Origin of the sequence: Actinospineispora spinosispora DSM 44797 (assembly GCF_000429025.1) — a bacterium.
Lineage (GTDB): Bacteria > Actinomycetota > Actinomycetes > Mycobacteriales > Pseudonocardiaceae > Pseudonocardia > Pseudonocardia spinosispora.
The window spans coordinates 1,163,637-1,189,770 of the sequence record NZ_KE386833.1 but is presented as its reverse complement, the minus strand read 5'-3'; the positions used below and the strand labels follow the sequence as shown (position 1 = coordinate 1,189,770).

Here is a 26,134-nt window from a genome sequence, read left to right as displayed (position 1 = left end):
CCCATGGTGCCGATGCCTTGCACGGCGACGGTGGTCTGTGCTGGTTGCCAGTGCCAGGCGTGGGCTGCGCCGAGGCAGGCTTGGGCGACGCCGTAGCCGCCGATGACGTCGCCGAGTAGTCCGCCGGGGACTTCGGCGTTCAGGCCGGCGCGGACGCGTGTGAGGGTGGCGTCGAGGTTGGTGGAGCGGCTGATGGCGGCGTAGTAGGACTGGTGTAGTCCGAGGCGGGCGAAGACGGTGTCGATGAGGTGTTGGGGGACGCCGAGGTCTTCGGCGGTGACCCAGTGGCCTTGGATGAAGGGGCGCATGGCGTCGCAGAAGCGGGCCAGGACGTCGATGGCGTCGGGTGCTTTGGGGTCGTAGTCGATGCCGCCTTTGGCGCCGCCGATGGGCAGGTCGAAGGTGGCGGTTTTGGCGGCCATGCCGAAGGCGAGGTCTTCGACCTCGGTCAGGGTGCAGCCGGGGCGCATTCTGGTTCCGCCGGTGGCCATTCCCGCGACCAGGGAGTGCACGACCAGGTAGCCGTGTGTTCCGGTGACCGGGTCGGTCCAGTTCACCCGCAGCAACGGCTCACCACGCGGCGACTCGACCTCCACACCGGGAGCCGTGGTGACCGGAGACACCGCTCCGATCTCCGATACCGCGTTCCTCAGCTGCTGGCCCGTGAAACCCATGGGGTCCTGCATCGTGGTCATGTCAACCCACCTCCGCTCTCGACTCGACCGTCACTGCCGAGGAAGTCCACCGCCGGGTTCGCACGCACAGCAGAGCTAGCCGACCCACATCGTGTGGATCGGCGTCTGTGCCGTGATTGACCGTGATGTTCCCGGGAATGCGCCCCTCGGCCCCGTGTCTCCACTGTGCGCCGCCACCAGGCGTTACGTCCAGTTACGAAACGTGCACGGTCACGTTCAGGGTTCCTGCACAACAACCCGGCTGCGCGCGCCGTCCTGGGCGCCGCGGCCTCCGGCTGCCTACGCTGGGGGCATGGAGCTCTCGTTGCAGCGGTTGCGAATGCTGCGGGAACTACACCGCCGCGGCACCGTCACCGCCGCGGCGGGAGCGTTGCACTACACGGCGTCCGCGGTATCCCAGCAACTCGCCCAGCTCGAACGTGACGTCGGAGCGAAGCTCTTCGAACGTCTGGGACGCAGGGTCCAGCTCACCGAGCTGGGGGTGCTGCTGACCGAGCACGCCGAGGAGATCATCGGGTCGGTCGAGCGTGCGACGCTCGCGCTGGAGGAAGCCCAGGACGGGGTGTCGGTCCGGCTCACCGCCGGGGTGTGGGCGTCGGTGGCCTCCGGTCTCCTGCCGACCGCGCTGACCGCGCTGGCCGCCGAGCACCCGGGAATCCAGGTCCGCACCAAGGAACTCGCGCCGGAGGACACCGCCGGCGCCGTACGCGACGGCACCCTCGACTTCTCGTTCGTCATCGACTACTCGGACTACCCGATGTCCTGGGATCCGGTGCTGGTCCGTGACGTCATCGCGGTGGAACGGTTGTACGCGGCGGTGCCGGCCGGTGCGGTGCCGTCGCCGACCATCACCCTGCCGGAGCTGGCCGACCACCCGTGGATCCTCGCGGGCCCCCGTTCACACTTCGGCCGGGCCGTACGCATCGCCTGCCAGCGCAACGGCTTCGAACCCAAGATCAGCCACGAGGTGGGCGAACAGTCGACCGCGCTGGCGCTGGTCGCGGCGGGGCTCGGCGTCACTCTCGTGTCCGACCTCGGGCTCACCCTGCGGCCGGCCGGGATCGACGTACTCGCGTTGACCGAGCCGGTCATGCGCACCGTCTCGATCGCCTACCGGACGAAGGCCGCGCGCAGACCGTCCCTGCAACTGGTGATCGACGCGGTCCGCGCGGCCGCCGCGGAGAAGGGGCTCGGGGCGCAGGCGCCGCTCACCCTGCCGTAGTGGGCGCGGGCCGTTTCCTCGCGGCATGGCGCCTCGCGCGCCGAACTCGGACAAGCGGACCACCGTTCGGCAACTGCCGACACATCATGGTCCCGCCGCCGAAGGGCTCCGTGCACTGGGTTCAGCCGAGCTCAGCCACTCGCGCGCGGATGCCACGGAAGTGTTCGCGCATCGCGGCCTGCACGGTCGCCGCGTCACCGCCGCGCAACGCCTCCAGGAGCTCACGGTGCCAGCCCGCGGTCACCGAGGGCGTGTCGCCGGCCCGCGGCAGCTGACCGTCCAGGGTGTTGAACACCCGCCAGAAGACCTGCAGCAGCTCCAGCACGAGCGGATTACCCAGCGGCCGGTACAGCGTCTCGTGGAACAGCCAGTCCTGGTCAGGGGCATAGCGGTCGCTCGCCGCCTCCCGTTCCATCGCCGCGACGGCGGCGTCCAGCGCGGCGAAGTCGATCTCGTGGTGCGCCGCGAGCACCCTTCCGACCAGCCCCGATTCGAGAACCTCACGCACTTCCAGCAGGTTGCGGATGTCGGTCTGGTCGCCACGGACGGACAGCGCGCCCCGGAAGGCAAGACCCGCCTCCAGCCCGGAGAAGGCCGCCGATCCGACGTAGGTGCCGTAACCGTGCCGGATGTCGACGATGCCGAGTGCCTGCAGCGCCTTCATCGCCTCACGCAAGGGGTGCCTGCTGACGCCCAGCTCCCGCATGAGCTCCGACTCGGTCGGCAACGGGGCCTCCGGCTCCAGCCCGCGATCCACGATGAGTCGCTTGACCGCCTCCTGCAGCGCGTGCTGGTTGGCCCTGGCGCCGGTGGGCCTTGCCGCTGAGGTCGTCACGGAGGCCGAGTGTATGGCGCTCATCGCGGCACCTGTTCACCGAACAGCTCGGGCACGGCGCGTCGGGCCTCGGCCCGCAGAGCGGGAACCGCGTCCTCAGAAACCCAGCCGTGCGGCCACCGGACCCGGGTTCCGACCGGCGCCCAGCCACCGATCGCGGCGAGTGTCTTGTCCAGAGCGGGATCGCTGTAGCCGGCGGCGGACAGCGGCGCGATGTGCGCGTCGAGGAAGCCATGCAACCTGGCTTCGAGCTCCAGCGCCGCCGGTAGGTCCTCGGTCATCTGCCGGTACCAGCGTGCCGCACCGTCCGGACTGAGACACGCGACGTTCGAATAGGACCCCGCCGCCCCCCGCCGGTACCCGGACGCCAGCATGTGCCCGGCGACGAACACCGCGAGCCGGGTGCCCATCAGCCCGGCCATCCGGTCGTACCACCGGTCGTCACCACCAGGCACCTTCACCCCGATCAGCGCCGGAACGCGATCGGCGAGCAGCTGCAGCTCATCCGGATCGAGCCGCGTCTTGGCGTAGGGCGGGTTGTAGAGCACGAGCGGTACCCCGTCGGCGACCTGCGCCATCCGCTCCACCGCCGCCACGGCCTCCGATGTGCGCAACGGCAGCCAGTCCGGCAGGACGACCTGGATCGCGCCGGGTGCCGACTTCGCGGCACGCGCGATCCGGTCGAGGGACAGCTGCCCGCTGGGGTGGCTCGCACCCAGCTGGAACGGCATCCCGGCCTCGGAACACCGGGAGGTGACGAGCTCATGCAGCCGGTCGTACTCGGCCTCGGTGAGGGTGTGGAACTCCCCCGCCGTGCCGTTGGTGTAGACGCCGTGGACCCGCGAGCCCAGCACCCTGTCGAGGACGAGTTCGAGGCGGTCGAAGTCGATGCTGTCGTCACCGGCCACGGGCAGCAGGACGGTCGCCCACACCCCGCGCAGCTCCGGAGCGGTCAGTGGTTGCATCGGCTACCTCCGTTCCCTATCGTGTGGACATAGGACATCCTATGTCCGGTCACCTCGGGAGGTCCAGCCATGGCGACGACGCCATCCCAGTCCGTGCCACCCCCGGCGCGCTCGTTCCGGCAGCTCAGCAGCGAGCAGCGCAAGGCGTTCTACGCCGCATGGCTCGGATACCTGCTCGACGGGTTCGACTTCGTTCTCATCACCCTGGTCCTGACCGAGATCGCCGCCGACTTCCAGCTGACCCTCACCAGCGCGGCGACCCTCGTGTCAGCCGCATTCGTATCCCGCTGGCTGGGCGGTCTCGTACTGGGCGCCATCGGCGACCGCTACGGTCGCAAGCCGGCCATGATCCTGGCGATCGTCGCCTTCGCCATCGGTAGCGTTCTGTGCGGCTTCGCCTGGGGCTACTGGTCGATGTTCGTGTTCCGGGCGATCGTCGGCATCGGGATGGCCGGCGAGTACGGCTCCAGCGCCACCTACGTCATGGAGTCCTGGCCGAGCGCGATGCGCAACCGCGCGGCCGGGTTCCTGCTGTCCGCGTATCCGATCGGCAGTGTCCTCGCCGCACTGGCCTACCAGTTGATCGTGCCGGCGGCCGGCTGGCGCTGGTTGTTCTACATCGGGGTCATCCCGATCGCGCTCGCGCTGTACCTGCGCCGTGCGCTACCCGAGGCGGCCGAGTGGAAGGCGGAGGTGGGCGATCGCGCCGATGTCACGACGTCGACCGTCCTGTTCAGCCCCGGAAGGCGAGTACTCAACACACTCGTCGCCGTGCTGCTCGCCGCCGCCCTCGTACTGATCTTCAGCCAGCACACCGGCGGGTACGGGCCGCTGCTCGTCGTGGTGGTGGCGGCCGGGTTCGTCGCGTTCGCGGTGCAGCTCGCCGGGCGGCTGTGGCCGGTCATGCTGGCGATCATGGTGACGGTCTTCTGCGCGTTCCTCTACTCGTGGCCCATCCAGTCACTGCTGCCGACCTACCTCAAGACGGTCCTGCACTACGATCCTGCGCAGGTCTCCACGGCGTTGTTGTGGGCCGGTCTCGGCTATGCGGCCGGTTCCTGTGTCGCGGGCGCGGTCGCCGACCGGTTGGGGACCCGCCGGACCTATGTGATCGGCCTGTTCGTCTCGCTCGCCTTCGTGTTCCCGGTGTTCGCCCTGCCCGCGGGCAACGTCGTGTTGCTGTGGGTGCTGCTGTTCGTCATGCAGGCCACCAGCCAGGGCATCTCCGGTCTGCTGCCGAAGTACATCGGGGACCACTTCCCCACCAGGCTGCGCGCGGCCGGGCTGGGTTTCAGCTACAACGTGGGCGCGCTCGGCGGCGCCGTCGCGCCGCTGGCCGGTGCGTCCATCGCGCAGAGCATGGGAGGCCTCGGCGCGGCGCTCACTGTGCTCGCGGTCAGCCTCACCGTGGTCGTCGCCCTGATCATCGGCTTCGACCTCCCCGCGCGGATCGGCCGCGCCATGACCACCGACGACAACTCCGAGGATCGGACCACCCATGCCTGACCTGCACGGTGTCATTCCCCCGCTCGCCACCCCGTTCGACGCATCCGGGGAGGTCGACCGGGAGTCGCTCAGGAGGCTGCTGCACTTCCAGCTCGACGCGGGTGTGCACGGTGTCTTCCTCGGTGGCTCCACCGGAGAGGTCGCGCTGCTGGACAGCGCGCAGCAGCGGGTCGTCGTCGAAGTCGCGGTCGCCGAGGTCGCGGGTGCGGTTCCAGTGCTGGTCGGCGCGGTGGACACCGGGACGCGGCGCGTCATCGAGCACGCCAGGCAGGCCCAGGAGCGCGGCGCGGACGCGGTGGTCGTGACCACTCCGTTCTACGTCCAGCCACACCCCGCCGAGATCGTCGAGCACTTCCGCACCGTGCACGCCGCGCTGGACGTGCCCGTGGTCGCCTACAACATCCCCAGCGCGGCCGGAGTACGGCTGAGCCCTGACGTCGTCGCGGAGCTCGCCGCGTCGAAGCTCGTGGTGGCGTTGAAGGACTCCGGCGGAGACCTCGCGGCGTTCCGTGAGTTCCTCCGCCGTGCTCCCGAGCTGCCGGTCTTCACCGGCTCCGAGCTGTTCGCCGACGTCGCGCTGCAGCTCGGCGCGGTCGGGCTGGTGCCGGGGCTGGGCAACGTGGACCCGCACGGATACCTGCGTCTCTACCGGGCAGCGGTGGCCAGGGACCTGCCTTCGGCGGCCGACGAGCAGGACCGGCTGGCGGCCCTCTACGCCATCACCTCAATCGCCGACAGCGGCCGCATCGGTGCCACGGCCGGAGCCCTGGGCGCGTTCAAGGCCGCGATGGCGCTGCGCGGCATCATCGACGACGCGCGCACCGGCGCTCCCCTGCTACCCCTCGACGCGAGCGAGATCGAGTCCATCCGCACCGTTCTGAACGAGCTCGGTCTCGCTCGCATCTAGGTGTCGCTGGTCGCGCCGGCGCGGCGGCGGGACTGGAGCTGGTCGAAGAACACGGCGACCAGGATCAGCGCGCCAACGATGATCTCCAGGTAGAACGCGTTGACCGCCAGCAGGTTGCCGCCGTTGTTCAGCGTGCCCACGATCAGCGCGCCGGCGGCGGCACCGAACGCGCCGCCCTTCGCACCGAACAGACTCGCCCCGCCGATGACGCAGGCCGCGATCGCGTTGAGCTCGTAGCCCTCACCGCCGGTGGGGATGCCCGCGCTGAGCCGTGACGCGAACAGCACGCCTCCGACGGCCGCGAGCAATCCGGAGATCGCGTACACCGAGATCAGCACGGCACTCACCGGCACCCCGGCGAGACGAGCGGACTCCGCGTTCGAACCCACGGCGTAGACGTACCGGCCGAACACCGTGCGCCGCAGGACGAACGCGGTCGCGGCAACCACGATCACGAAGATCCACAGCAGGTTCGGGATGCCGAGCAGGTTGCCGTTCGCCACCGCGCTGAACGACGGGGGCAACGGCTGGATCGTGCTGGCGTCGGTCAACACCAGGACCACACCGCGCGCGATTCCGAGCATGCCGAGCGTGACGATGAACGGCGGCAGTTTGGCCAGCGCCACCAACGTCCCGTTGAAGGCGCCGAGCCCCGCGCCGACGAGCAGCCCCACCACGATCGCGGCCGGCACCGGCCAACCGTGGATCAGCAGCTCCGCGGTGACACAGCCGGTCAGCGCGAGGACCGAACCGACCGACAGGTCGATGCCGGCCGTCAGGATCACCAGCAGCTCACCGGCCGCGATGATCCCGAAGATCGCCACCTGCCTCGCCAGGTTGCCGAGGTTCCCGCTGGTCAGGAACTCGTTCGAGGCGAGGGTCAAGCCACCGAAGAGCACGAGGAGCACGATCAGGCCGCCCGCGTCCCTGCCCAGGACGTCGCCGAGCCGCAGTACCCGCTCGGCGGGCTCGGCCTCGGTCTCCTTCGGCTCAGTCGTCCGGTCAACGCTCATGAGGTCCTCCTGGTCGCCTCGCCGGAACTGGCGATCGTCTGGTCCGAACGCCCGGTCGGGCTGGCCAGGGTCAGTACGTCCTGCTCCGTGGCCTCACTCGCGGTGAGCTCGCCGGCAACCGCTCCACCGCGCATCACCACCACCCGGTCCGCGATCCCGAGCACCTCGGGCAGGTACGAGGACACCACGAGCACCCCGAGCCCCTCGGCTGCGAGATCCCCGATGACCTGGTAGATCTCGGCCTTCGCACCGATGTCCACACCCTTGGTCGGCTCGTCGAACAGCATCACCTTCGCCTTGGTCGCGAGCCAGCGGGCCAGCAGCACCTTCTGCTGGTTGCCACCGGACAGAGCCGACACCGGCTGCTCCCAGGACGCGGAGCGCAGCCGCAGGCCACCGAGCAGGTTCTCGACCATGCTCCGTTCCCGAGGGCGGTCGACGAGGAAGATCCGGGAGAGCTCGTTCATCGAGGCGATCGAGGCGTTCTCCCTGATCGACAGTTCCAGCAGCAACCCGAGCTGCTTGCGGTCCTCGGTCAGCAGTCCCAGCCCGGCCCGGACGGCGCGTCTCGGATCGCCGCTCGGGATGCGCACGCCATCCACCTCGACGGTACCCTCGGCGACCGGGTCGGCGCCGAACAACGCGCGCAACAGCTCCGTGCGACCGGAGCCGAGCAGGCCGGCTATTCCGACGATCTCACCGGAACGCACCTCCAGGTCGATCGGAGTGCTCGACGACTGCGACCGCAGGCCCCGCACCGACAGGCGAGGCTCACCGATCGTCCGGCTGGTCGCCGGGTACAGCGACTCGATCTTGCGTCCGACCATCGAGGTGATCAGGCTGTCGTGGTCGAAGTCCCGCGCAGGGCCGGTCGTGACCAGCCGGCCGTCGCGTAGCACCGTGATGCGGTCACCGATCTCGAACATCTCCTCGAGATGGTGGGTCACGTACATGATCGCGTGGCCCTCGTCGCGCAGCCGACGAATCTGTTCCAGCAGCGCGGCCGTCTCGTCGCTGGACAGTGCGGTCGTCGGCTCGTCGAAAATGATCACCTTCGGCTGTTCGCCGAGCACCTTGGCGATCTCCACGAGCTGGCGAACCGCCAGCGACGTGTCCCGCACGGCGGTCCCCGGGTCGAGATCCGCCAACCCGACGCGACTCAGCATCGCGGCGGCCTGACGGCGCAGCTCTCCGGAGCGGACGATCCAGCGCCGGGCCGGTAGCCGTCCCATGAGCAGGTTCTCCCCGACCGAGAGGTCCGGCAGGAGGCTGAGCTCCTGGTAGACCACTCCGACACCGGCGGACCGCGCGGCGGATGGGCTGAGGTCGCCGACCGAGCGACCGTCGACCTCGTAGCTGCCCGTGTCGCGTCGGATGGCACCGGTCAGGATCTTGATCAGCGTGCTCTTACCCGCACCGTTCTCCCCGGCCACACAGTGCACTTCGCCCGCGCGCAACTCCAGTGACACGCCGCGCAACGCGGCGAGGCTGCCGTAGTGCTTGTCGACGTCGCGTAGTGCGATGACCACCTCGCGCTCCGGCGCGACGGCAGCGTCGGCACTCATCCGCCGGCCTGCGCGGTTGGCGGGTTCAACAGCTGCTGTACAGCCGGCTGGTTCATGTTGCCCGGGTCCGCGAGCACGGCCCCGGGGTCCAGGATCTCGGGCTGCAGAGTGCCCGCGGCCGCCGACGCCGCCTCGACGACGCCCTGGTGCCCGAAGAAGAACGGGTTCTGCACGATCAACGTGTCGATGGTGCCGTCCTTCAGACCCGCGATCTCCTGCGGGTCCGCGTCGTAGGCGACGACCGGGATGCGATCCGCCGCGTTGTTGTCCTTGATCGCGCGGGCGGCACCGTCGCCGGAGGAGTTGTTGTCCGCGAAGACCCCGAGCAGCGTGCTGTCCGCCGTGATCGCGTCGTTGACCTGACTGGCCGCGGTGTTGATGTCGTTGTTGTTGTAGCGCGTGACGGAGATGGTCAGCTGCGGACAGCTCGCGGCGAGACCCGCGCGGAACCCGACGTCACGGGTGGTGAGCGTCTCCACCCCGGCCATCGCGGACTCGAGCATGACGTTGCCGACCGCGGGGCCCTTTGCCTTGATCAGCTCGCACAGGCGCTCACCACCGCGCTGGCCGGCCTTGTTGTTGTCGGTGCCGATGAACCCGTCGACAGTCGTGGTGACCCTGCTGTCCACCGTGATGACCTTGATGCCGGCCTGGCGAGCGCGGTCGATAACGGTGTTGAGCGCGTCGTTGGAGTTCGGCGCCAGCACGATGGCGTTGACCCCTCGGGAGATGGAGTTCTCCATCAGTTGCACCTGGCCGGCGACGTCGGTCTCCGCGGTCGGTCCGAAGAGGCTGACCTGGGCGCCGGTGTCGCGCGCCGCTCCGTTGGCCCCGGCGAACATCGTCTGCCAGAACTGGGAGTTGGTCGCCTTGACGATGACATCGACCCGTTTACCGGCCATCGCGCCGCCCGCGCCGCCGCTGCCACCCGACGCGGCGGACCCGGCGCTGGCCCGACCGGCCACGACACCGACGACGACCGCCACCAGGGCGATGACCGCTACCAGGGAACCCGAGAACTTGATCCGGCTCGGCACCGTTGCCTCCACCTGAAATCGATTTCCCGCCGAAGATAGAGAGTCATCGATGGCCCGTCAAGATCCGCGACCCCGCAGCCACCACTCCACGAGGACCGCCTCACCCACGCCCGACCGATCAACATCGACGACACCGCGCACCGTGCGTGCACGCCGCACTATGTGTGCCTGGCGCGGCGTGAGCGTGCGGTGCGCGGTGTCGTGATTCATGATCCAGAGCCGCGCGCGTGCCGTGCGCGTTTTGTTGCGCGCTTGACCAGGTGGACGGGCGTGCGCCGGATGGCCGCGAGTTACGCCGAACGGCTCTTGTCGACTCATGGCACCGGCAAAACGAGCGAGATGGGCATTGGTCGCCGGAGATGCCCCGCTCGACCGGCACACCCCTCGCAGACCATGGCGCCGATGTCACTGGACCGTTACAAAAGTAGAAGCTCGCTCCCCAGCACAGCCGCCGGTGCGCTCCACACAGTGTTCAGATGCGCCCGGCCTGCCCGTGGCGGGCGGGGTCGACATCTAGTTCGATCCCGCCGCCAAGGCCGCTCCGGCCCGGCCCGACGAAACCTTCGGGGTTTATGGGCCGGGACCGGTCGTCCCCGAGACAACCGGCCCCGGCCAATCGCAGCCGCTCATCCGCTCCCCAGCGATAAGCGGTAAGTCTGTGTGCGGACACTCGCGCCACTCACGTGAGTGGCGGCTCGTGACTCTTGGTGCGCAAATTCACTCTAGTGGTGATCGTACTTATACTTCTTTCGAAACACACGTCGATTGCCGAGATCACCCTATGTAGTGAACCCTCTCCGGAAAAGCACCAGGTAGAGCGCGTGCGTCAGCCGTTCACCGTGGCGTCGACCACGTCACGAGGGCCTCGCGGAACGACCAGAACCGGACACGGTGCGTGTTGAACAGCTCCGAGAGCGACAGGCCCGAGCCTGCCCGCCGAGCCGACCCGCGCGCCGCCGACCACCAGTAGTCGTGCGTGTAGGCGACTACTGACAAGCTCGTGCGGATGGGCGCGCAGCACGGTGGACGACACCGTGACCGAGGGATCCTCACGCCACACGAACGTCAGCGCGGCGTCCAGCAGATCGCGCCCGTGCCGCACGGCGGACTCGACGCCCACCGACCGCTCCGCGAACGACATCGGCACACCGTGGACGAGGAGGAGCTCGCTGCCCAGGGCGACGGCGCAGCGCGCGGCGTCCGCGAGCGCATCCGCGTCGTCGACGCCGTCACCGACCGAGGCGACGACCGGGCCCGGGTGTGCCGCACGTCTGAGTGGATGACTGACCAGGACGGTTCGCCCCGCCGCTGTCGAGCACGCCACGTCGTCGATCACCCGCGGCCAGCCACCCGAGGCGCCCGGACACAGTTCCGAGGCGGGGCCAGGCATCATCGGACGTCTGGTGACCTCGAAACCCATGTGAGAGCGCCACGACCGCACCCACTCGGGCAGCGCGGAACCAGGCCGCTCGACGACGTCGAGCAGTGTGCTCGTCCCCTTGCCGGACGGGCGCGGTGCGAGCGCAACGCTTCCGGATCTCATAGCCGCTCCTCCCCCAGAGGTGCCGCGCCCGAGGGTCCTCCTCCCCCATGGTCAAGACAAGCCCCCGTCCGAGGTGCGCCGCCCGATTGCGTCGGGCGTAGCGATCAGAACGGTGTGTGGTCCAACCACTCGCTCCAGACCGCCTCGGCACCACTGACCTCGATGCCACCGGCCGCCACGGAGCGACGACGGACAAGTGCCAGCAATAGGTGCAGCGTCGAGCCACGCAACGTGACGTCCGCTCCGTCGGCGGAGTGACTCCAGGACACCCCGTCAGCCTCACCCAGGATGAGCCAGTCGCCGCTCGATCCGACCGGAGCATCGACGGCGGACAGATGCACGGCGGAACCGGGCGTCAGCACGGCAGAACCTCGCTGCGCTGTGACGATGTCGAGCCATTCGGAGATCGCGTCGGCCGCAAGGTCCGCCGACAGCTCGTAGTCCGCATCCAGCGCGAGCGCGGCATCCGCCCGGTGCACGGTCGCCTCGTGCAGCCGGCGGCGAATCCACCACTCGGCGGGGCGCGGCCCGAGAAACGTCCACACCGGCGTGTCCGGCCCGGCCTCGGACACCGCATCCACGACGGCCTGCGCGCTGCCCCGAAGCCACGCCGCGGCGGCATCAGGTTCCTTCGGTGGCTTACCGTCACGGACGGCGCGCGGGTCCAGGTAACCCGTCTCGCGGTCGCTGATGATCTGCGCGGCCCACCGGTGCCCTCGGCCCAGGTGGCGCGTCAGCTGCACGAGGCTCCATCCAGGGCAGGTCGGCACCTGTACGGCCGGGTCAGCATCGCGGACAAGCTCACCGAATCGCTCGTTCTCCCTGACCAGAGCAGCCGTGTAGTCCATCACGGCACCCTATCGGGCTCCACCGTCAGGTAACTCTAGGTACATGTGAGCTAGATGGGTCTACAGTGAATGGTGGGAAATGTTCCACCACGCACATGACGATGTCGAGGAGGACACACATGAAGAGGATGAAAAGCTTAGTGGTGCGCGTCACAGCGCTGGCGGCACTGACCATGGTCGCCGGAGCACTCGCGACAGGCACGGCGACAGCCGCCGACCACGTGACCGCGGGCGCGGGGAGCGCCATCTCCGCCAATGGGTACGCCTACGGCCACCACGAGGACAACGCCAGCGAGACGACCGTCCGCACTGCCGGCTCGGGCAACACGGCGGTGAACGCGGCGGGCAACAACGGCTACGCGGACCAGTACGCCAACCAGCCGGAGACCGACCGAGGCAATCACAGCCGCTACGTCGACAGGTCCGAGGTCGACAGCCACGAGTCGTCCAACTCGCACAACTCGAGCAGCTACGAGGACCGCTACCGCCCGTGAGCTGAGCAGCTCACCGACGCGACCTCCGTGCGTTCATGCAGATCGTGTGTGCGCTGCACTCCGACCAGAGGTCAGTGCGGCGTACACGCGGTCTGCATGAACGGCGCCGACAGGTGTGTGGTCGCGGTTCTCACGACCCCATGACGGCGCGCACCGAGTCGGCCGGGATGCGGAACGACCGACCGACCCGCACGTGCGCCAGCTCACCCGCGTGCACCATCCGGTAGATCGTCATCTTCGACACCCGGAACATGGCGGATACCTCAGCGACGGTCAGCAGCTCCATGCCTGCACGGAGCTCCGATTCAGTGTCCTGTTTGACGAGACTCATGCTGTTCATGTCGATCCTCAGGCCTCCTTCGTTACAGGTGCGACAAAAAGAGCACCCTGATAATGGCACAAGGGGTGCCTTACCTCGGCATACAACCACCCATAAGGCCCACTAATGCAGTGGTTCCCAGGCCACAGCGGCCTCGTCATGGCCTCACCTGGTGTGATTCACGGCACGAATCGACGGATCGATTCTCTGAGCTGCTTCCGATCTTGCGGCTGATTTCGTCATCCAGAACCGTGGATGCGGAACGAATCGACCCTCGATCACCAGGAGACGTCATGGCGAAGGTGCTGTGTGTGCTGTACGACGATCCGACCGGCGGAATGCCGGCCAGATATGCGCGAGACGGCCTGCCCGCCATGGACCGGTACCCGGACGGTCAGCGGTTGCCCACCCCTGAAGCAACCGACTTCACACCCGGTGAGTTGCTGGGCAGCGTCTCTGGTGAGCTGGGGCTGCGCTCCTTCCTGGAGCGCCAAGGGCACGAGCTGGTGGTGACGTCGGACAAGGAACCGCCCGGCTCCGAGTTCGACCGGCACCTCGCCGATGCCGAGATCGTCATCTCCCAGCCGTTCTGGCCGGCCTACCTCACCGCCGAGCGCATCGCGAACGCGCCGAACCTGAAGCTCGTGGTCACGGCGGGTATCGGTTCGGACCACACCGATCTCGACGCCGCCATCGACCGGGGCATCACGGTCGCCGAGGTGACCTACTGCAACAGCATCAGCGTCGCGGAACACGTGGTGATGATGATCTTGTCCCTGGTGCGCAACTACCTCCCGTCGCACCAGGTGGTGCGCGACGGCGGATGGAACATCGCGGACTGCGTGGCCCGGTCCTACGACCTCGAAGGCATGCACGTCGGCACCGTGGCCGCCGGTCGCATCGGGCTGGCCGTGCTGCGCAGGCTCGCGCCGTTCGACGTCCACCTGCACTACACCGACCGTCGACGGCTGCCCGAGTCGGTGGAGCAGGAGCTGGGCCTCACCTTCCACGCCGATGCCAGGGCCATGGTCCCGAACTGCGACGTCGTCACGATCAACGCTCCGCTGCACCCGGAGACCCAGGGGCTGTTCGACGACGACCTGCTGGCCACCATGCGCCGTGGTGCCTACCTGATCAACACCGCGCGTGGCTTGATCGTCGACCGGGACGCGATCGTGCGCGCGCTGGAGAGTGGACAGCTCGCCGGGTACGCGGGCGACGTCTGGTACCCGCAGCCCGCTCCCGCCGACCACCCGTGGCGGACCATGCCGAACCACGGCATGACCCCGCACATCTCCGGTTCGACGCTGTCCGCCCAGACCCGCTACGCGAACGGGACCAGGGAGATCCTCGAGTCATACTTCGCCGGAACCCCGATCCGCGACGAGTACCTCATCGTCGACGGCGGCAAGCTGGCCGGCACCGGCGCGAAGTCCTACAGCGCGCGCAGCTGACCCCGCCAGCCTCGTGGGTGTTGAGTATTGCCCTGGCCATGCTCGACACTCACGAGGACAACGGCGTCGATCGAACCCCAGTACTGGCCGGCCCCGGAGGGATTCATCATGACCGTGACACCCCTGACACCACCCGACCGACGTGACGCCGCCCGCGCCGTCCTGGCCGCGAAGAAGCGGCTGGGACTGAGGTGGGAGAAGATCGCCGAAGCAGTCGGTCAGTCGACCGAGTGGGCGACCTCGGCCCTGCTGGGCCAGCAGACACTCACCGCCGACCAGGCAGCCTCGGTGGGCTCACTGCTCGACCTCGACGGTGAGGTCGTCGAGGCGCTGACCCTGCCGCCGGTCCGGGGCGCCTCCGCCGTGGACACCACCGACCCGCTCGTCTACCGGCTCACCGAGGTCGTGCAGGTCTACGGGGCGACGATCTCCGAGCTGGTCCGTGAGGAGTTCGGCGACGGAATCGTCAGCGCGATCGACTTCGAGATGGCGCTCGAGCGGGTGGCTGACCCGAAGGGCGACAGGGTCCAGATCACGCTGAACGGCAAGTTCCTGCCCTACCGCGTCTTCTGACCACGGGCACCTCGCGGAGCGCCGTGTTGTGTCGCAGATGCCGCAGCGTCTGCGACACGACATGTAGCTCTGCGAGGTCGAGCTCAGGGCGGGGCCCGGTGCTAGGGGGCCGCTGTGGGGGTGCGTTTGCCGATCAGCAGGCTGATCGGCAAGGCCACCGTGGCGATCACCGCCGCGCAGAGGAACGCCGCACGGGCGCCGCCCATGTCCACGCCCTGGGTCGCACCGGTCGAGGCGAGCGACATCACGGTGACGAACAGGGCCGTCCCTGCCGCGGCGGCGACCTGCTGCAAGGTGGCCATGATGGCGCTGCCGTGTGAGTCGAGGTCGCCGGGCAACTGGCCGAGCGCGTCGGTCATCAGCGGCGTGAACATCAGCGACAGGCCGATGACCAGCAGGACGTGCATCGCGACGACCATCCACAACGCCGACGTGGCGCTCAGCGTGGTGAACGCCCAGAGCGACAGCGCCAGCACCACCGAACCCGGCACGACCAGCGGGCGCGCGCCGATCCTGTCGTAGAGCTTGCCGATGTAGGGCCCCAGCAGACCCATCACCAGACCTCCCGGGAGCACGACGAGGCCGGTCACGAACGCGGTCTCGTGCAGTACGTCCTGCACGTACAGGGGAAGCAGGATCAGCGCCCCGAACAACGACATCATGCCTAGCAGGACCAGGACGACGGACAGGACGAACGGCCGGTGGGCCAGCGGCCGAAGGTCCAGCAGCGCCAGGCCGGAACGCTGCAGCCGGAGCTGACGCAGCACGAAGACCACCATCGCCACGAGGCCCACGATCGTCGGGAGCCACGGCGGCAGCGGCGCCTGTCCACGCGCCGCCTCCCCGACGCTGCTCAACCCGAAGATCAGTCCGCCGAACCCGACCGCGGACAGCAGGACCGACAGCACGTCGAGCGGGAGCTTCCTGGTCTCCGACGAGAACCGCAGCCAGTGCGCACCGACGGCCGACGCGAGGACCGCGATCGGCAGCACGATCCAGAACATCCACCGCCAGCCCAGCGCGGTGAGGATGAGTCCCGACAGCGTCGGGCCGATGGCCGGGGCGACCGCGATGACAACCGTCATCATGCCCATCGTGGCGCCCCGCCGTTCCGCGGGAATGAGCCTGATCACCGAGGTCATCAGCAGGGGCACCATCACCGCGGTGCCCGAGGCCTGCACGATCCGCCCGACCATGAGCATTCCGAACCCGACGGCGAGCGCGCAGAGCAGGGTCCCCGTGGTGAACAGCGACATCGACGCCAGGCAGATGTGGCGTGGCTGGAACCGTTGGAGCAGGAAACCGGTGATCGGGATGACGACCGCCATGACCAGCAGGAACCCGCTCGTCAGCCACTGCGCGGTTCCGACCGTGACACCGAGGTCGGCGATCAGCGCCGGCAGGGCCACGCTCATGATCGTCTCGTTGAGGATCATCACGAACGCCGATGCGACCAGCAGCCATACCACCAGCGCGCCGTTCACCGGCACCGCCGTCGGCTCGACCGGACTCGCCTCGGGTTCGGCGTGGTCACCCTCCGGCCCGTCGGCGGCCTCCGCGTCCGTGCGGCCGGGGGAAGGGCCGTTCATGGGGAATCTCCTGTCGTTCGTCGGTGCACGCGCGGGCTTCGGCACCGGGTCGGGCGGCGGGCGCGGCCCCGCACGCTACAGGTCCGGCGCACCGGCGAGCGACGGATTAGCCCTGGGCGAACGCCCTCAGTCCTCGATCCCGGACCGCTCCACACCTTCGATGATATAGCGCTGCAGGAACACGAAGACCACCACCAGCGGCACGATCGAGAGGGCCGCGGCAACGAACAGCTCGTGCAGCTGGACCGACTGCGCGGTGACGAAGCTGTTCAACGCCACCTGGACCGTCCAGGCCTGCTGATCCTGTCCGATCACCAGCGGCCACAGGAACGAGTTCCACGAACCGATGAACACGATGACGCCGACGGCGGCGAACACCGGCCGCGAGTTCGGCACGACGATCAACCAGTAGGTGCGCCAGTACCCGAGCCCGTCCACCCGGGCGGCGTCCTCCAGCTCACGGGGAAAACCGAGGAAGTACTGACGGAACAGGAACGCGGCGAAGCCGCTGAACAGGGTCGGCACGATCAGCCCGCGCAAGGTGGAGATCCAGCCCAGCGACGAGACCAGCACGAAGCTCGGGACGAACGTCACGGCCGACGGGATCATCAGCGTGCCGAGAATCCCGTAGAACACGTGGTTCGCGTACCGGTAGGGAACGCGCGCGAGCCCGTAGCCGGCGAGCGAGGCCAGCAGCAGCGTGCCACCGGTGGTCAGCACCGCGATGATCGCGGAGTTGGCCAGTGCGCGGGCCATCGGCACGATCGGGTCGTCGAACAGCTCGCCCACGTTGCCCCAGCGCAGCTCACCCGGGAGCACCGTCCATCCGGGCGAGGTGATGTCGGCATCGGTCGCCAGGCCGTTGCGCACCAGTAGGTAGAACGGCACGAGGAAGACCACCGCCAGCACAGCCAGCATCGCGCCGCGCAGGACCGCTCCGAACCGTCTCACCAAACCCTCACGCCTCCCTGCGCCCGAGACCGAACCAACGCGCCTGCACCACCGTGACGATCAGGATCAGCAGCGCGAGCACCACCGCGCCCGCGCTGCCGACACCCAGCTCCTGGCCCTGCCCCAGCGCGACGTAGTAGAGGTAGACCAGCGGCGGGCGCCCGTACGGCGGGTACCCGCGAGAGCTCGCCAGCAGGTTGTAGAACTCGTCGAACGACTGAAAAGCGTTGATCACCAGCAGCAGCACGACCGCGACCGAGGTCGCGCGAAGCTGCGGGAAGGTGATGTAACGGAAGGTCTGCCACCCGGGCGACGCGCCGTCCACGGCCGCCGCCTCGTACAGCGGCCTCGGGATGCGCTGCAGGCCGGCGAGCAGCAGGACCATGTAGAAGCCCGACTGCAACCACAGCCGGACCGTGACGATCACCAGCCAGTACCAGGGCGGCTGGGTGCTGGCCAGCCACGCGACCGGCTCGACCCCGAACCAGCCGAGCACCGTGTTGGCCAGGCCGAAGCGCACACCGTTGAACAGCGACATCTTCCAGATCAACGAAGCCGCAACGTACGAACACGCCGTCGGGAGGAAGAAGACCGACCGGAAGAACGCCCTGGCGACGGTCAACCGGTTCACCAGCAGAGCCAGCACGAGCGCCAGTACATACGTGGTCGGCACGATGAACAGGGCGAACACGACGAAGGTGGCGAGGCTCGAGAGGAACGCGGGATCGCCGAGCATGGTCGCGTAGTTCGCGAAGCCGACGAAGTCGGTCGGGGTCACCGTGTTGCGCGCATCGAAGAAGCTGAGCCCGACACTCCACAGCAACGGCACGTACGAGAAGACGAGCAGGCCGAGCACGAACGGGCCGGTGAACAGCCAGAACCACAGCGAGCGGCGTTGCGGGCCGAGCAGTTTCCTCAGCACGCCTCAGTTCGTCTTCCGCACACGCCCGAGCTCGTCGCGCGCCGTGCTCGCCACCGTCGCCAGCTCCGAGGCCGGGTCGGTACCGTCCCGGACGACTCGGCTCACCGCGTCCTGCAGCGCGGTCCGGCATCGGGGGCTCCACCGCAGCGGCGGGTAGGCGAAGCCGTGCTCGGTGCTGAACCGTACGGCGTCGGCGGCGGCTCCGGTCCGGAGTTTCGCCGCCCGGTTCGCCAGTGACAGCCGCGCGGGGATGTGGAAGCCGTAGGACAGGGCGAAGTCCTCCTGGAAGTCGGCCCGGTCGACCCACAGCCATTTCACGTAGTCCTTCGCCTGGTCGATCCGCCGGCTCCGGGCGTTGACCGCGCTCGCGTAGGAACCGACCGGGACCGAGGGGCGGCCGCGAGCACCGGCCGAGGGGAACGGCAGTACGCCGAAGTCGTCGCCCAGTGCCTGGGTCACGGTGGGCAGTGCCCACAGCCCGGACCACTGCATCGCGGTCAGCCCCTGGACCAACGCGGCCGGGTCCGACCAGTCGGCCGGCGCACCCAGCAGCAGCGACCGGTCGGTGTAGAGCGTCCGTAGCCTCCCCAGCGCCTCGGCGGCGGCCGGGTCGGCGAAGCCCACCGCACCGTCCTGGGTGACCAGTTCGAGCCCAGCGGCGTAGAGCGGCGTCGCACCCAGAGCGCCCGCGCCGCCGTCGTTGCCGAGGAACAGGCCCTTCATCTCCGGTGTCGTGACCCGTCGCGCGACGTCCACCAGCTCGTCCAGGGTGCGCGGAGGCTGTGCACCGACCCGCGCGAGCGCGCTCTTGCGGTAGTAGAGCATCTGCATGTCCATCGACTGCGGAATGGCGTAGATCTTGCCCTGATAGGTCTTGGGGCCGAGCGCCACCGGGTTGAAGTCGGACTCGACACCACGCACCAGCTCGGTGAGGTCGACGACCTGGCCGCCCTGGATCTGGTCGAGGCTGGGACCGTTCACCTCGAAGACGTCCGGTCCGTCGTCGGTCAGCAACGCCGCCGCGGTCTGCTGGTCGTAGTCGCCGGGCCGCCACTGCACCGTGACCTGCGCCTTGTCGTACGCGCGCGCGTACCGTTCCGCCGCCGCCTTCGCGCCGGGCTCGCCGTACTGGTGATACCACTGCGTCAACCCCGGTGAGCCGCCGCCCCCGCCTCGGCCGGTGTTCGAACCGCACGCGGCCAGAGCCGCACCCACCGCCAGACCGCCACCGGCGACGAGCAGATGTCGACGAGAAATCGACCGCACTCCCGGTACTCCCCTCACCCGCTGCTGCCCAGCGCCGGAGCTCGAGCGATGTCGACACCGGCGGCGGCCCACAATGCCACATCTGCCGGAATGCTGATGTTGTGCTTGGCTCACCAGTGGTTCCATGACACCCGGAGTGCACTCGGCGAACAGGAGACCGCGATGGCCGTCAGCCCGCAGGCTCGACAGTTCCTCGATCTGGTGGCCGATTCGCCACCGCTGGACACACAGAGCCCGGAGCAGAACCGGGCCGACCTCGCCAATGCTCTACCGCTGACCGGCACTCCGACGCCGGTCAGCGCCATCCGAGAGGCCTCGGTCGCGGGCGTTCCGGTGCGCCTCTACCTACCGGACACCGCGCCGGGCAGGAAGCTGCCCTCGGTGGTCTACCTGCACGGCGGCGGTTGGGTACTCGGTGGCGGGTTCGAGCTGTTCGACACGATCTGCCGTGACATCGCGGTGCACTCCGAGGCGGCCGTCGTCGCGGTCGACTACCGGCTAGCGCCGGAACACCCGTTCCCGGCCGCGCTGGACGACGCGCTCGCGGTGGTGACCGCGCTGCTGGACGGGTCGGCGGACCTCGGCGTCGAGATCGACCCTGCGCGGATCGCGGTGGCGGGCGACTCGGCGGGCGGCAACCTCGCGGTCGTGTGCACCCACCAGCTCCGTGCGCACACCCCTCGGCTGCGCCACCAGGTGCTGATCTACCCGGTGACCGATGCGCGGGTCGGCAGGACGCCGTCGTATGCGGAGTTCGGTGACGGTTACTTCCTGACCGAGCGGGACATGCGCTACTTCGTCGGCCAGTACGCGACCGACGTCGACCCGACCGATCCCCGGCTGTCTCCTTCCCTCGTCGAGGACCTGACCGGTCTTCCCCCCGCCACCGTCATCACCGCGGAGTACGACCCGTTGCGCGACGAGGGCGAGGCCTACGCGGCGGCGCTCAACGCGGCCGGGGTGGACACCATGCTGCGGCGCTTCACCGGACAGGTACACGCCTTCCTCAACATGGCGGGCGTCATCCCGGATGCGCTCAGCGCGCGCCGGGTCATCGGCGAGCGTCTGCGCGACGCGTTCGCCGCACGTGCCTGATCCACCGCCCCGGCCGACCGATGATGAACGCCGGGCGAAGCGAGTAAAACACTCGGCTTCGTGATCAGCCGGGGACCGCCATGTGGGGTAAATTCGAGACGAGGAAAAGGAGTGTGGACCATGTTGCGTACACGCACGTGTCTGGTTGCCGGAGCGCTCGCGGTTGGTCTCGGTCTCGCCGGGGTGATCACGGTGGCGGCGCCGGCCTCATCCACGACGAACGAGGCGGCACAGTGCCCGCCCGGGTACTCGCTCAACCCGCAGAACACCCAGCAGTGCATCCCCAACGACCAGACGGGCATGACGCCCGGCTCGCCGGCGATGTACGGCTTCTAGACCCACTGCACCGGTTCGACGGGTGGGCCGGGCCGCCGGCCCGCCCGTTCGATCAGGCGGTCAGCTCGAACCACGTGCGGCTGCCACCCTGGTAGGTCTCCTGCGCCCACACGTCGGCCATCGTGTCGAGGAGCGCGATCACCGACCGCCGCCTGCTACGCGCACCGATCGGCACGACACCTCCCTGTGACGGGGCTCTGTGCTCGACCGTCAACGACACGTGCAGCACGCTGACCGTCAGCGTCAGCTCGGCGCGCAGACTCGCCCTCGGGTCCGCACGGTCGAGCGCGGCCGCCACGATCGAGCTCGTCAGGAGCTGCGCATCCTCGGTCACCTGGCGGCCGGACAGACCCCAGCCGCACATCACGTCCCGGACCAGGTTGTGCGCGATGCCGGGCGCCTGGCCGGTGGGAAGCAGCTCGACCGTCGCGTCGAATCTGTTCGGCACGCCTGCGCCGGCGGATGCCGACTGCCGCCTCAACGACGGTGGGGACAGCCAGCCGATGGGTGACGGCTGGCGGTCCTGAATGGCCTGTGCCAGGACGCCCAGCACGGGTTCACCCAGCTCACCCGAGTAGGCCGCGCGCCACGCCCTGCGCAGCGCGGGTTTGATCCTACGAACGGGGTGGCCGGCGAACCGCTCCGCAACCGGCGCACACACCGCCGCGATCTGGGCGAACACCGCGTCGAACGGTTCCGCCTCGGGCTCCGGTCGTCGAGGGGCAGGCACCATGGGCTGCCCCCGTCGCACGCCACGACCCGACAACAAGCGCATTTCGGCCACCCCCGTGTACCGACCAGAACCGAGGTCCGGACGTCGAGCGCGCGGAACCTTCGTTGTATTCAACTCCTTGGTGCGCCGAACCGCAGCGGGGAGACCCGGATGGCGCAGCGCAAGTCCCACGACCCGGTGAGTACCTCCGGTCCCATGACGAGTACCGCTCGGCGCGAGCCGGACCCCTGCCCGTTGCCGGCGTGGACGCGCCTGTTCCGGCTGATCGGCGTCCCTGTCGTCAGCCCGCATCCATCCGATGATTTGTTCGCCGCACCGACCGGGCGACCGCGGACATAACGAGAGGCGCAGTTCCGGGGTCGAAGAGAGAATCCACCCGGATTTCACCGATTGTTCCCGACAGATCACTAGCCGACACTCCTGAGCTGCGCGTATCGCCCGCGTGCTCAGCGGAACGCACCAACGGCCAGGCCCCTCCCTCGTCTTTCGGGATTCGTGTCCAGCGCACCGACGATTTCTCGCACCGCGAAGTCGCGCACAATTCGGCAACCGGCGACCGTGTGTCCGCTCCGGAAACACCACATTCGCGTTCCGCCGATCGGCACGTCCGAGGGCCGCGCGACACGGCACCTCCAGGCACCGGCAAGCACCTTGCGCTCCACTCAGGCGGTGTCGTATGTTTCGCACCACATTCGACATAGCCGAACGCGCTTCGACGCTGTCGGCTACCCAGCAAAGTCGCGGGAGTGCGGTATGGACGAGTCGTCCATGGTTCAGAAGCTGGCGGCCGAGGTCGTCGGTACGGCGTTTCTGGTGTTCGTCGGCGTCGGAGCGGTCCCGGCCACGTCCATCGTGAACGGCAACGCGCCGTTCACGATGGCCGATCTCGGGATGATCTCCCTCGCCTTCGCCACCGTCGTCGTCGCAACGGTCTATGCGCTCGGGCACATCTCGGGCAACCACATCAATCCGGCCGTGACGGTGGGCCTGGCGGCCACCGGCGCATTCCCGTGGTCGCGCGTCCCCGCGTACCTGGCGGCACAGGTGCTCGGCGCGATCCTCGGAGCCGGCGCCATCCTCGGTGTCCTCGGCCCGAAGGCGAGCGCGGTCGGGCTCGGCGTGGCCAGCTACTCGGCCGACGTCGGCGTGGGGCAGGCGTTCCTGGCCGAGTTCGTCGGAACCTTCATCCTGGTGTTCACCGTCTTCGGGGTCATCCATCGCAAGGCGGCGGCGGGTTTCGCGGGCCTGGCGATCGGACTCGTGGTGTTCGCCGCGATCATCCCCGTCGCACCGACGACGGGAGCCTCGATCAACCCGGCCCGCACGATCGGCCCAATGCTCGTGCAGCAGCTCGCGGGCGGAACGGTCAAGTGGAACCAGCTGCCGGTCTACCTGATCGCCGAGCTGCTCGCCGGTGTGCTCGCCGCGTTCGCCTACCGCGCGATGTCGCGTACCGCCGCCGACAACCCCGTGCTCACCACCCAGTCGTCCGCTCCCCAGCCGGCCGCGCCCAGCACGGTGCAGACCTGACGGCGGGCCCAGCGCAGTGACCCGTCCGTGCACCGTCATCCGAAGGGACCCCACCCGATGAGCACCCGAAAGCTCATGAACAAACCCGTCGACGTCGTCGACGAAGCACTCGAGGGCCTGGAACTCGCCCACCCCCAGCTGCTGGCGTGGAACCGCGACCCCAGCTTCATCCACCGGGCGCGGTTCGCCCGGCCGGAGAAGGTCACGCTGGTCTCCGGCGGCGGGTCCGGCCACGAACCGCTGCACAGCTGCTTCGTCGGCACCGGGATGCTCGACGCCGCCGTACCGGGCGCGGTGTTCGCCAGCCCGACAGCGGACCAGATCATCGCCGCGACCCAGGCGGTCGGCACCGAGGCCGGCGTCGTGCACGTGGTCAAGAACTACACCGGTGACGTGCTGAACTTCCAGATCGCGGCCGAGACCGCCGCCGACGAGGGCCTGCGCGTCGAATGTGTGCTCGTCGACGACGACCTCGCCAGCGAGAGCGACATCGAGGACGGCCCGGGTCGGCGGGGCACGGCCGCCGTCGTCGCGGTGGAGAAGGTGTGCGGGGCGGCGGCCGAGAACGGCGCGAGCCTCGACACGGTCGTCGAACTGGGCCGCAGGGTCGCGGCCGGTTCCCGCACCATGGCACTCGCATTGCGCGCCTGCACCCATCCCGACCAGGATCGGCCCTCGTTCGATCTCGCGGACAACGAGGTGGAGATGGGGGTCGGCATCCACGGCGAACGGGGACGCGAACGGGTGCCCTTCGGCACCGCCGACGAGCTGGTCGACTCGATGCTCCCGTCGATCATCGACTCGCTCGGGCTGACCCGAGGTGACCGGGTGCTGGCCATCACCAACGGCCTCGGCGCCACACACCCCTTGGAGCTGCACATCACTCACCGAGCCGTCGCGGCCCACCTCGCGCGTCGCGGCATCCACCTCGCCCGTTCGCTGGTCGGCACGTACGTGACGGCGCTGGACATGTCCGGCTGCTCGATCACGCTCACGCGTGTCGACGACGAGATGCTCACCCTGTGGGATGCGCCGGTGCGGACCCCGGCCCTGACATGGTGACCGCCGGCCCCCAGACCGCCCTCGCGCTCTCGACCGAGGCCGCGCTCGCCTGGGCACAGCGGTTCATCGCACACGTCAAACGCTCGAAGTCCGAGTTCACCGAGCTCGACCGCCAGGCGGGCGACGGCGACTTCGGCACCAACGTCGAGACCGCGGTGACCAAGGCCGAGCAGCTGCTCGAGCAACGGCCGCCGGAGACCGCGGCCGAGGTGCTGCAGCGGCTGTCGGCGGGTTTCCTGTCGACCGGCGGCACGAGCGGGCCGCTGCTCGGGACCTGGTTCCGGGTCCTGGCCAAGAACGTCACCGACGGAGCCACCGTCGCCACGCTCGCCGACGGGGTCGAGGCCGCCACCGAGTCCGTGCAGCGCCTCGGCCGGGCCGCCGTCGGGGACCGCACCATGATCGACGCGATGGTCCCGGCGGCCCTGGCGCTGCGCAAGTCGGCCTGGATCTGCCTGGACCTCGACGCAGCGTTGCGCCACGCCGCCCAGGCCGCGAGGCACGGCGCCGAGTCCACCGCCGCGATGCTCGGCCGTAAGGGCAGGGCCAGCTACGTCGGCGACGCCGCGGTCGGCGCACCGGACCCGGGCGCCGTGCTGATCGCCGCGCTGTTCGACACCGCGACCGGGCCCGCCGAGGAGAGGCGATCATGACCAGCGAGGCGACCCTGACCCCGACGATCCGTCCCGTGGGTCCGGACCCGACGAGCCTGTCCTTCTCCACCGTCGTACCCCGGCACCTCGTGCACCGACGCGCGGTCGCCGAGGTACTGCTGACCGACTGGATGAGGCTCGACGGCGACACGTTCCTGTGCGGTGCGCAGTGGCCACGTAGCCACATGCTGTACCGGGTCCGGCAAGGGCAACACGATGCCGTCTTCCTCGCGGAGACGCTGCGCCAGATCGGCATCCTGCTGTCCCACGAAGCGTTCGACGTACCCCGTGACCACAAGTTCATGATCGACCAGATCGCCTGGTCGACCACGCACGCCGGGCTGGCCGCCGGGGACGGGCCCGCCGACCTCGTCGTCCGGGTGACCGTGGCGCAGGCACGCAGACGCACCCGGACCGCGATGGGGCTGCGGGTCGACGTGGAGTTCGTCCGCGACGGCGTGGTGATCGCCACCGCCGGTGGTGTCACCCGCTGTCTCGCGCCCGGAGTGTACGACCGGCTCCGTGGTCTCGACCCGGACTCGTCTCGTGGCCCGGTGGCGGTCGCGCCACCGGTCGAGCCGTCCTCGGTCGGTGTCCACACCGCCGACGAGGTGACACTCGGCGAAGCGGTCGGCGAGTCCGAATGGCCGCTGCGGGCGCTCGTCGAGCATCCGGTGCTGTTCGACCACCCGCTCGACCACATCCCGGGGATGCTGATCCTGGAGGCCGCGCGTCAGAGCGGCCGGCTGCTGCTCGGCCGCCCGGACGCCCAGGTATTGGGCTGTGACCTGTCGTTCAGCAGGTTCATCGAGCTGGACCGGCCGAGCACCCTGCGTGCGACGGTCGTCAGGCGCACCGCGGACAACACGATGACGCTTCGGGTGGAAGCACTCCAGGACGGCGAGACCGCCGTGGCCGGAGTCCTGGAGATGAGCGGCTGACCGGCCTCACCGTGCGGTGGGTCGTGTCGCGTCGCGGTCACTCCGGTGTCCGCGACGCGACATCAGCGTCTTCGAGGTGG

General features: G+C 69.1%; 26 protein-coding genes. 12 read left to right on the top strand and 14 right to left on the bottom strand.

The window, feature by feature from the left end; genetic code table 11:
- The coding region (locus G406_RS0129380; protein WP_281172561.1) for a Glu/Leu/Phe/Val dehydrogenase dimerization domain-containing protein at positions 1-695 on the bottom strand (695 nt) is incomplete at its 3' end.
- 292 nt (positions 696-987) lie between these two features.
- Between G406_RS0129380 and G406_RS0129375 the strand changes: the two genes are divergently transcribed.
- Positions 988-1,917, top strand: a complete 930-nt coding sequence (locus G406_RS0129375; protein ID WP_028936550.1) for a LysR family transcriptional regulator — start codon at positions 988-990, stop codon at positions 1,915-1,917.
- A gap of 121 nt (positions 1,918-2,038) precedes the next feature.
- On the opposite strand, the gene G406_RS0129370 is transcribed toward G406_RS0129375, so the two are convergent.
- On the bottom strand, positions 2,039-2,752 hold the full coding sequence (locus tag G406_RS0129370; protein WP_028936549.1) for an FCD domain-containing protein: 714 nt from the start codon (positions 2,750-2,752) through the stop codon (positions 2,039-2,041).
- A gap of 20 nt (positions 2,753-2,772) precedes the next feature.
- Positions 2,773-3,717 carry a dihydrodipicolinate synthase family protein gene (locus tag G406_RS0129365; RefSeq protein WP_028936548.1) on the bottom strand — a complete coding sequence of 315 codons (945 nt, stop codon included), beginning with the start codon at positions 3,715-3,717 and terminating at the stop codon, positions 2,773-2,775.
- 69 nt (positions 3,718-3,786) lie between these two features.
- Between G406_RS0129365 and G406_RS0129360 the strand changes: the two genes are divergently transcribed.
- Positions 3,787-5,223: a sialate:H+ symport family MFS transporter gene (locus G406_RS0129360; RefSeq protein WP_028936547.1), complete on the top strand. Its 1,437-nt coding sequence runs from the start codon at positions 3,787-3,789 to the stop codon at positions 5,221-5,223.
- Positions 5,216-6,130 (top strand): dihydrodipicolinate synthase family protein, encoded by a 915-nt coding sequence (locus tag G406_RS0129355; RefSeq protein WP_028936546.1) that lies wholly within the window; start codon positions 5,216-5,218, stop codon positions 6,128-6,130. Before G406_RS0129360 ends, G406_RS0129355 begins: the two co-directional genes overlap by 8 nt.
- Here the strand turns inward: G406_RS0129355 and G406_RS0129350 are convergent.
- From G406_RS0129350 to G406_RS0129330, 5 genes are all read right to left on the bottom strand, one after another.
- On the bottom strand, positions 6,127-7,143 hold the full coding sequence (locus G406_RS0129350) for an ABC transporter permease (RefSeq protein WP_028936545.1): 1,017 nt from the start codon (positions 7,141-7,143) through the stop codon (positions 6,127-6,129). The genes G406_RS0129355 and G406_RS0129350 overlap by 4 nt on opposite strands.
- Positions 7,140-8,708, bottom strand: coding sequence for a sugar ABC transporter ATP-binding protein (locus G406_RS50670; RefSeq protein WP_037078610.1), 1,569 nt, complete (start codon positions 8,706-8,708; stop codon positions 7,140-7,142). The genes G406_RS0129350 and G406_RS50670 overlap by 4 nt, the downstream gene beginning before the upstream one ends.
- Positions 8,705-9,745, bottom strand: coding sequence for an ABC transporter substrate-binding protein (locus G406_RS0129340; RefSeq protein WP_037079264.1), 1,041 nt, complete (start codon positions 9,743-9,745; stop codon positions 8,705-8,707). The genes G406_RS50670 and G406_RS0129340 overlap by 4 nt, the downstream gene beginning before the upstream one ends.
- 826 nt (positions 9,746-10,571) lie before the next feature.
- Positions 10,572-11,288, bottom strand: coding sequence for a universal stress protein (locus G406_RS0129335; protein ID WP_028936543.1), 717 nt, complete (start codon positions 11,286-11,288; stop codon positions 10,572-10,574).
- A 104-nt stretch (positions 11,289-11,392) separates the two neighbouring features.
- Positions 11,393-12,136, bottom strand: a complete 744-nt coding sequence (locus tag G406_RS0129330) for a maleylpyruvate isomerase family mycothiol-dependent enzyme (protein ID WP_028936542.1) — start codon at positions 12,134-12,136, stop codon at positions 11,393-11,395.
- Positions 12,137-12,255: 119 nt separating this feature from the next.
- On the opposite strand from G406_RS0129330, the gene G406_RS0129325 reads away from it, so the two are divergent.
- Complete coding sequence (locus G406_RS0129325; protein ID WP_156935210.1) at positions 12,256-12,630, top strand: hypothetical protein; 375 nt, start codon at positions 12,256-12,258, stop codon at positions 12,628-12,630.
- Between the two features lie 130 nt (positions 12,631-12,760).
- Here G406_RS0129325 and G406_RS0129320 read toward each other — a convergent pair whose 3' ends face one another.
- Positions 12,761-12,961, bottom strand: a complete 201-nt coding sequence (locus tag G406_RS0129320) for an excisionase family DNA-binding protein (protein ID WP_028936540.1) — start codon at positions 12,959-12,961, stop codon at positions 12,761-12,763.
- Between the two features lie 281 nt (positions 12,962-13,242).
- Here G406_RS0129320 and G406_RS0129315 point away from each other — a divergent pair, with 281 nt between their 5' ends.
- The gene (locus tag G406_RS0129315) at positions 13,243-14,403 is read left to right on the top strand and encodes an NAD-dependent formate dehydrogenase (protein ID WP_028936539.1); all 1,161 of its coding nucleotides are present in this window, start codon (positions 13,243-13,245) and stop codon (positions 14,401-14,403) included.
- A 108-nt stretch (positions 14,404-14,511) separates the two neighbouring features.
- Positions 14,512-14,976, top strand: coding sequence for a cyanase (cynS, locus tag G406_RS0129310; RefSeq protein WP_051342814.1), 465 nt, complete (start codon positions 14,512-14,514; stop codon positions 14,974-14,976).
- Between the two features lie 101 nt (positions 14,977-15,077).
- On the opposite strand, the gene G406_RS50665 is transcribed toward cynS, so the two are convergent.
- The 4 genes from G406_RS50665 to G406_RS0129290 form a co-directional block, all read right to left on the bottom strand.
- Positions 15,078-16,565: a DHA2 family efflux MFS transporter permease subunit gene (locus G406_RS50665; RefSeq protein WP_084216438.1), complete on the bottom strand. Its 1,488-nt coding sequence runs from the start codon at positions 16,563-16,565 to the stop codon at positions 15,078-15,080.
- A 126-nt stretch (positions 16,566-16,691) separates the two neighbouring features.
- Positions 16,692-17,483 carry a carbohydrate ABC transporter permease gene (locus tag G406_RS0129300; RefSeq protein WP_051342864.1) on the bottom strand — a complete coding sequence of 264 codons (792 nt, stop codon included), beginning with the start codon at positions 17,481-17,483 and terminating at the stop codon, positions 16,692-16,694.
- A gap of 40 nt (positions 17,484-17,523) precedes the next feature.
- On the bottom strand, positions 17,524-18,438 hold the full coding sequence (locus G406_RS0129295; RefSeq protein ID WP_028936536.1) for a carbohydrate ABC transporter permease: 915 nt from the start codon (positions 18,436-18,438) through the stop codon (positions 17,524-17,526).
- 3 nt (positions 18,439-18,441) lie between these two features.
- Positions 18,442-19,704 (bottom strand): ABC transporter substrate-binding protein, encoded by a 1,263-nt coding sequence (locus tag G406_RS0129290; RefSeq protein WP_245607247.1) that lies wholly within the window; start codon positions 19,702-19,704, stop codon positions 18,442-18,444.
- Between the two features lie 162 nt (positions 19,705-19,866).
- On the opposite strand from G406_RS0129290, the gene G406_RS0129285 reads away from it, so the two are divergent.
- Both G406_RS0129285 and G406_RS0129280 read left to right on the top strand, forming a co-directional pair.
- Positions 19,867-20,799 carry an alpha/beta hydrolase gene (locus G406_RS0129285; protein ID WP_028936534.1) on the top strand — a complete coding sequence of 311 codons (933 nt, stop codon included), beginning with the start codon at positions 19,867-19,869 and terminating at the stop codon, positions 20,797-20,799.
- A gap of 120 nt (positions 20,800-20,919) precedes the next feature.
- Positions 20,920-21,135 (top strand): hypothetical protein, encoded by a 216-nt coding sequence (locus tag G406_RS0129280; protein WP_028936533.1) that lies wholly within the window; start codon positions 20,920-20,922, stop codon positions 21,133-21,135.
- 52 nt (positions 21,136-21,187) lie between these two features.
- Here the strand turns inward: G406_RS0129280 and G406_RS0129275 are convergent, their stop codons facing one another.
- A complete protein-coding gene (locus G406_RS0129275) occupies positions 21,188-21,910 on the bottom strand; it encodes a hypothetical protein (protein ID WP_169736810.1) in 723 nt (240 codons plus the stop codon).
- A gap of 711 nt (positions 21,911-22,621) precedes the next feature.
- Between G406_RS0129275 and G406_RS0129270 the strand changes: the two genes are divergently transcribed.
- The 4 genes from G406_RS0129270 to G406_RS0129255 are packed head-to-tail and all read left to right on the top strand — an operon-like array spanning position 22,622 to position 26,054.
- Positions 22,622-23,398 (top strand): MIP/aquaporin family protein, encoded by a 777-nt coding sequence (locus G406_RS0129270; protein WP_028936531.1) that lies wholly within the window; start codon positions 22,622-22,624, stop codon positions 23,396-23,398.
- Between the two features lie 57 nt (positions 23,399-23,455).
- A complete protein-coding gene (locus tag G406_RS0129265) occupies positions 23,456-24,460 on the top strand; it encodes a dihydroxyacetone kinase subunit DhaK (RefSeq protein WP_028936530.1) in 1,005 nt (334 codons plus the stop codon).
- Positions 24,454-25,113, top strand: coding sequence for a dihydroxyacetone kinase subunit DhaL (gene dhaL / locus G406_RS0129260; protein WP_028936529.1), 660 nt, complete (start codon positions 24,454-24,456; stop codon positions 25,111-25,113). The genes G406_RS0129265 and dhaL overlap by 7 nt, the downstream gene beginning before the upstream one ends.
- On the top strand, positions 25,110-26,054 hold the full coding sequence (locus G406_RS0129255) for a ScbA/BarX family gamma-butyrolactone biosynthesis protein (RefSeq protein ID WP_051342813.1): 945 nt from the start codon (positions 25,110-25,112) through the stop codon (positions 26,052-26,054). Before dhaL ends, G406_RS0129255 begins: the two co-directional genes overlap by 4 nt.
- Positions 26,055-26,134 lie beyond the last annotated feature (80 nt).

Bases quoted from the DNA above. Each gene is read 5' to 3' on its own strand.
- G406_RS0129375 (WP_028936550.1), top strand. From the start codon at position 988: ATGGAGCTCTCGTTGCAGCGGTTGCGAATGCTGCGGGAACTACACCGC.
- G406_RS0129365 (WP_028936548.1), bottom strand. From the start codon at position 3,717: ATGCAACCACTGACCGCTCCGGAGCTGCGCGGGGTGTGGGCGACCGTC.
- G406_RS0129360 (WP_028936547.1), top strand. From the start codon at position 3,787: ATGGCGACGACGCCATCCCAGTCCGTGCCACCCCCGGCGCGCTCGTTC.
- G406_RS0129355 (WP_028936546.1), top strand. From the start codon at position 5,216: ATGCCTGACCTGCACGGTGTCATTCCCCCGCTCGCCACCCCGTTCGAC.
- G406_RS0129350 (WP_028936545.1), bottom strand. From the start codon at position 7,143: ATGAGCGTTGACCGGACGACTGAGCCGAAGGAGACCGAGGCCGAGCCC.
- G406_RS50670 (WP_037078610.1), bottom strand. From the start codon at position 8,708: ATGAGTGCCGACGCTGCCGTCGCGCCGGAGCGCGAGGTGGTCATCGCA.
- G406_RS0129335 (WP_028936543.1), bottom strand. From the start codon at position 11,288: ATGAGATCCGGAAGCGTTGCGCTCGCACCGCGCCCGTCCGGCAAGGGG.
- G406_RS0129330 (WP_028936542.1), bottom strand. From the start codon at position 12,136: ATGGACTACACGGCTGCTCTGGTCAGGGAGAACGAGCGATTCGGTGAG.
- G406_RS0129325 (WP_156935210.1), top strand. From the start codon at position 12,256: ATGAAGAGGATGAAAAGCTTAGTGGTGCGCGTCACAGCGCTGGCGGCA.
- G406_RS0129320 (WP_028936540.1), bottom strand. From the start codon at position 12,961: ATGAGTCTCGTCAAACAGGACACTGAATCGGAGCTCCGTGCAGGCATG.
- G406_RS0129315 (WP_028936539.1), top strand. From the start codon at position 13,243: ATGGCGAAGGTGCTGTGTGTGCTGTACGACGATCCGACCGGCGGAATG.
- cynS (WP_051342814.1), top strand. From the start codon at position 14,512: ATGACCGTGACACCCCTGACACCACCCGACCGACGTGACGCCGCCCGC.
- G406_RS50665 (WP_084216438.1), bottom strand. From the start codon at position 16,565: ATGAACGGCCCTTCCCCCGGCCGCACGGACGCGGAGGCCGCCGACGGG.
- G406_RS0129300 (WP_051342864.1), bottom strand. From the start codon at position 17,483: ATGCTGGCTGTGCTGGCGGTGGTCTTCCTCGTGCCGTTCTACCTACTG.
- G406_RS0129285 (WP_028936534.1), top strand. From the start codon at position 19,867: ATGGCCGTCAGCCCGCAGGCTCGACAGTTCCTCGATCTGGTGGCCGAT.
- G406_RS0129280 (WP_028936533.1), top strand. From the start codon at position 20,920: ATGTTGCGTACACGCACGTGTCTGGTTGCCGGAGCGCTCGCGGTTGGT.
- G406_RS0129275 (WP_169736810.1), bottom strand. From the start codon at position 21,910: ATGCGCTTGTTGTCGGGTCGTGGCGTGCGACGGGGGCAGCCCATGGTG.
- G406_RS0129270 (WP_028936531.1), top strand. From the start codon at position 22,622: ATGGACGAGTCGTCCATGGTTCAGAAGCTGGCGGCCGAGGTCGTCGGT.
- G406_RS0129265 (WP_028936530.1), top strand. From the start codon at position 23,456: ATGAGCACCCGAAAGCTCATGAACAAACCCGTCGACGTCGTCGACGAA.
- dhaL (WP_028936529.1), top strand. From the start codon at position 24,454: ATGGTGACCGCCGGCCCCCAGACCGCCCTCGCGCTCTCGACCGAGGCC.
- G406_RS0129255 (WP_051342813.1), top strand. From the start codon at position 25,110: ATGACCAGCGAGGCGACCCTGACCCCGACGATCCGTCCCGTGGGTCCG.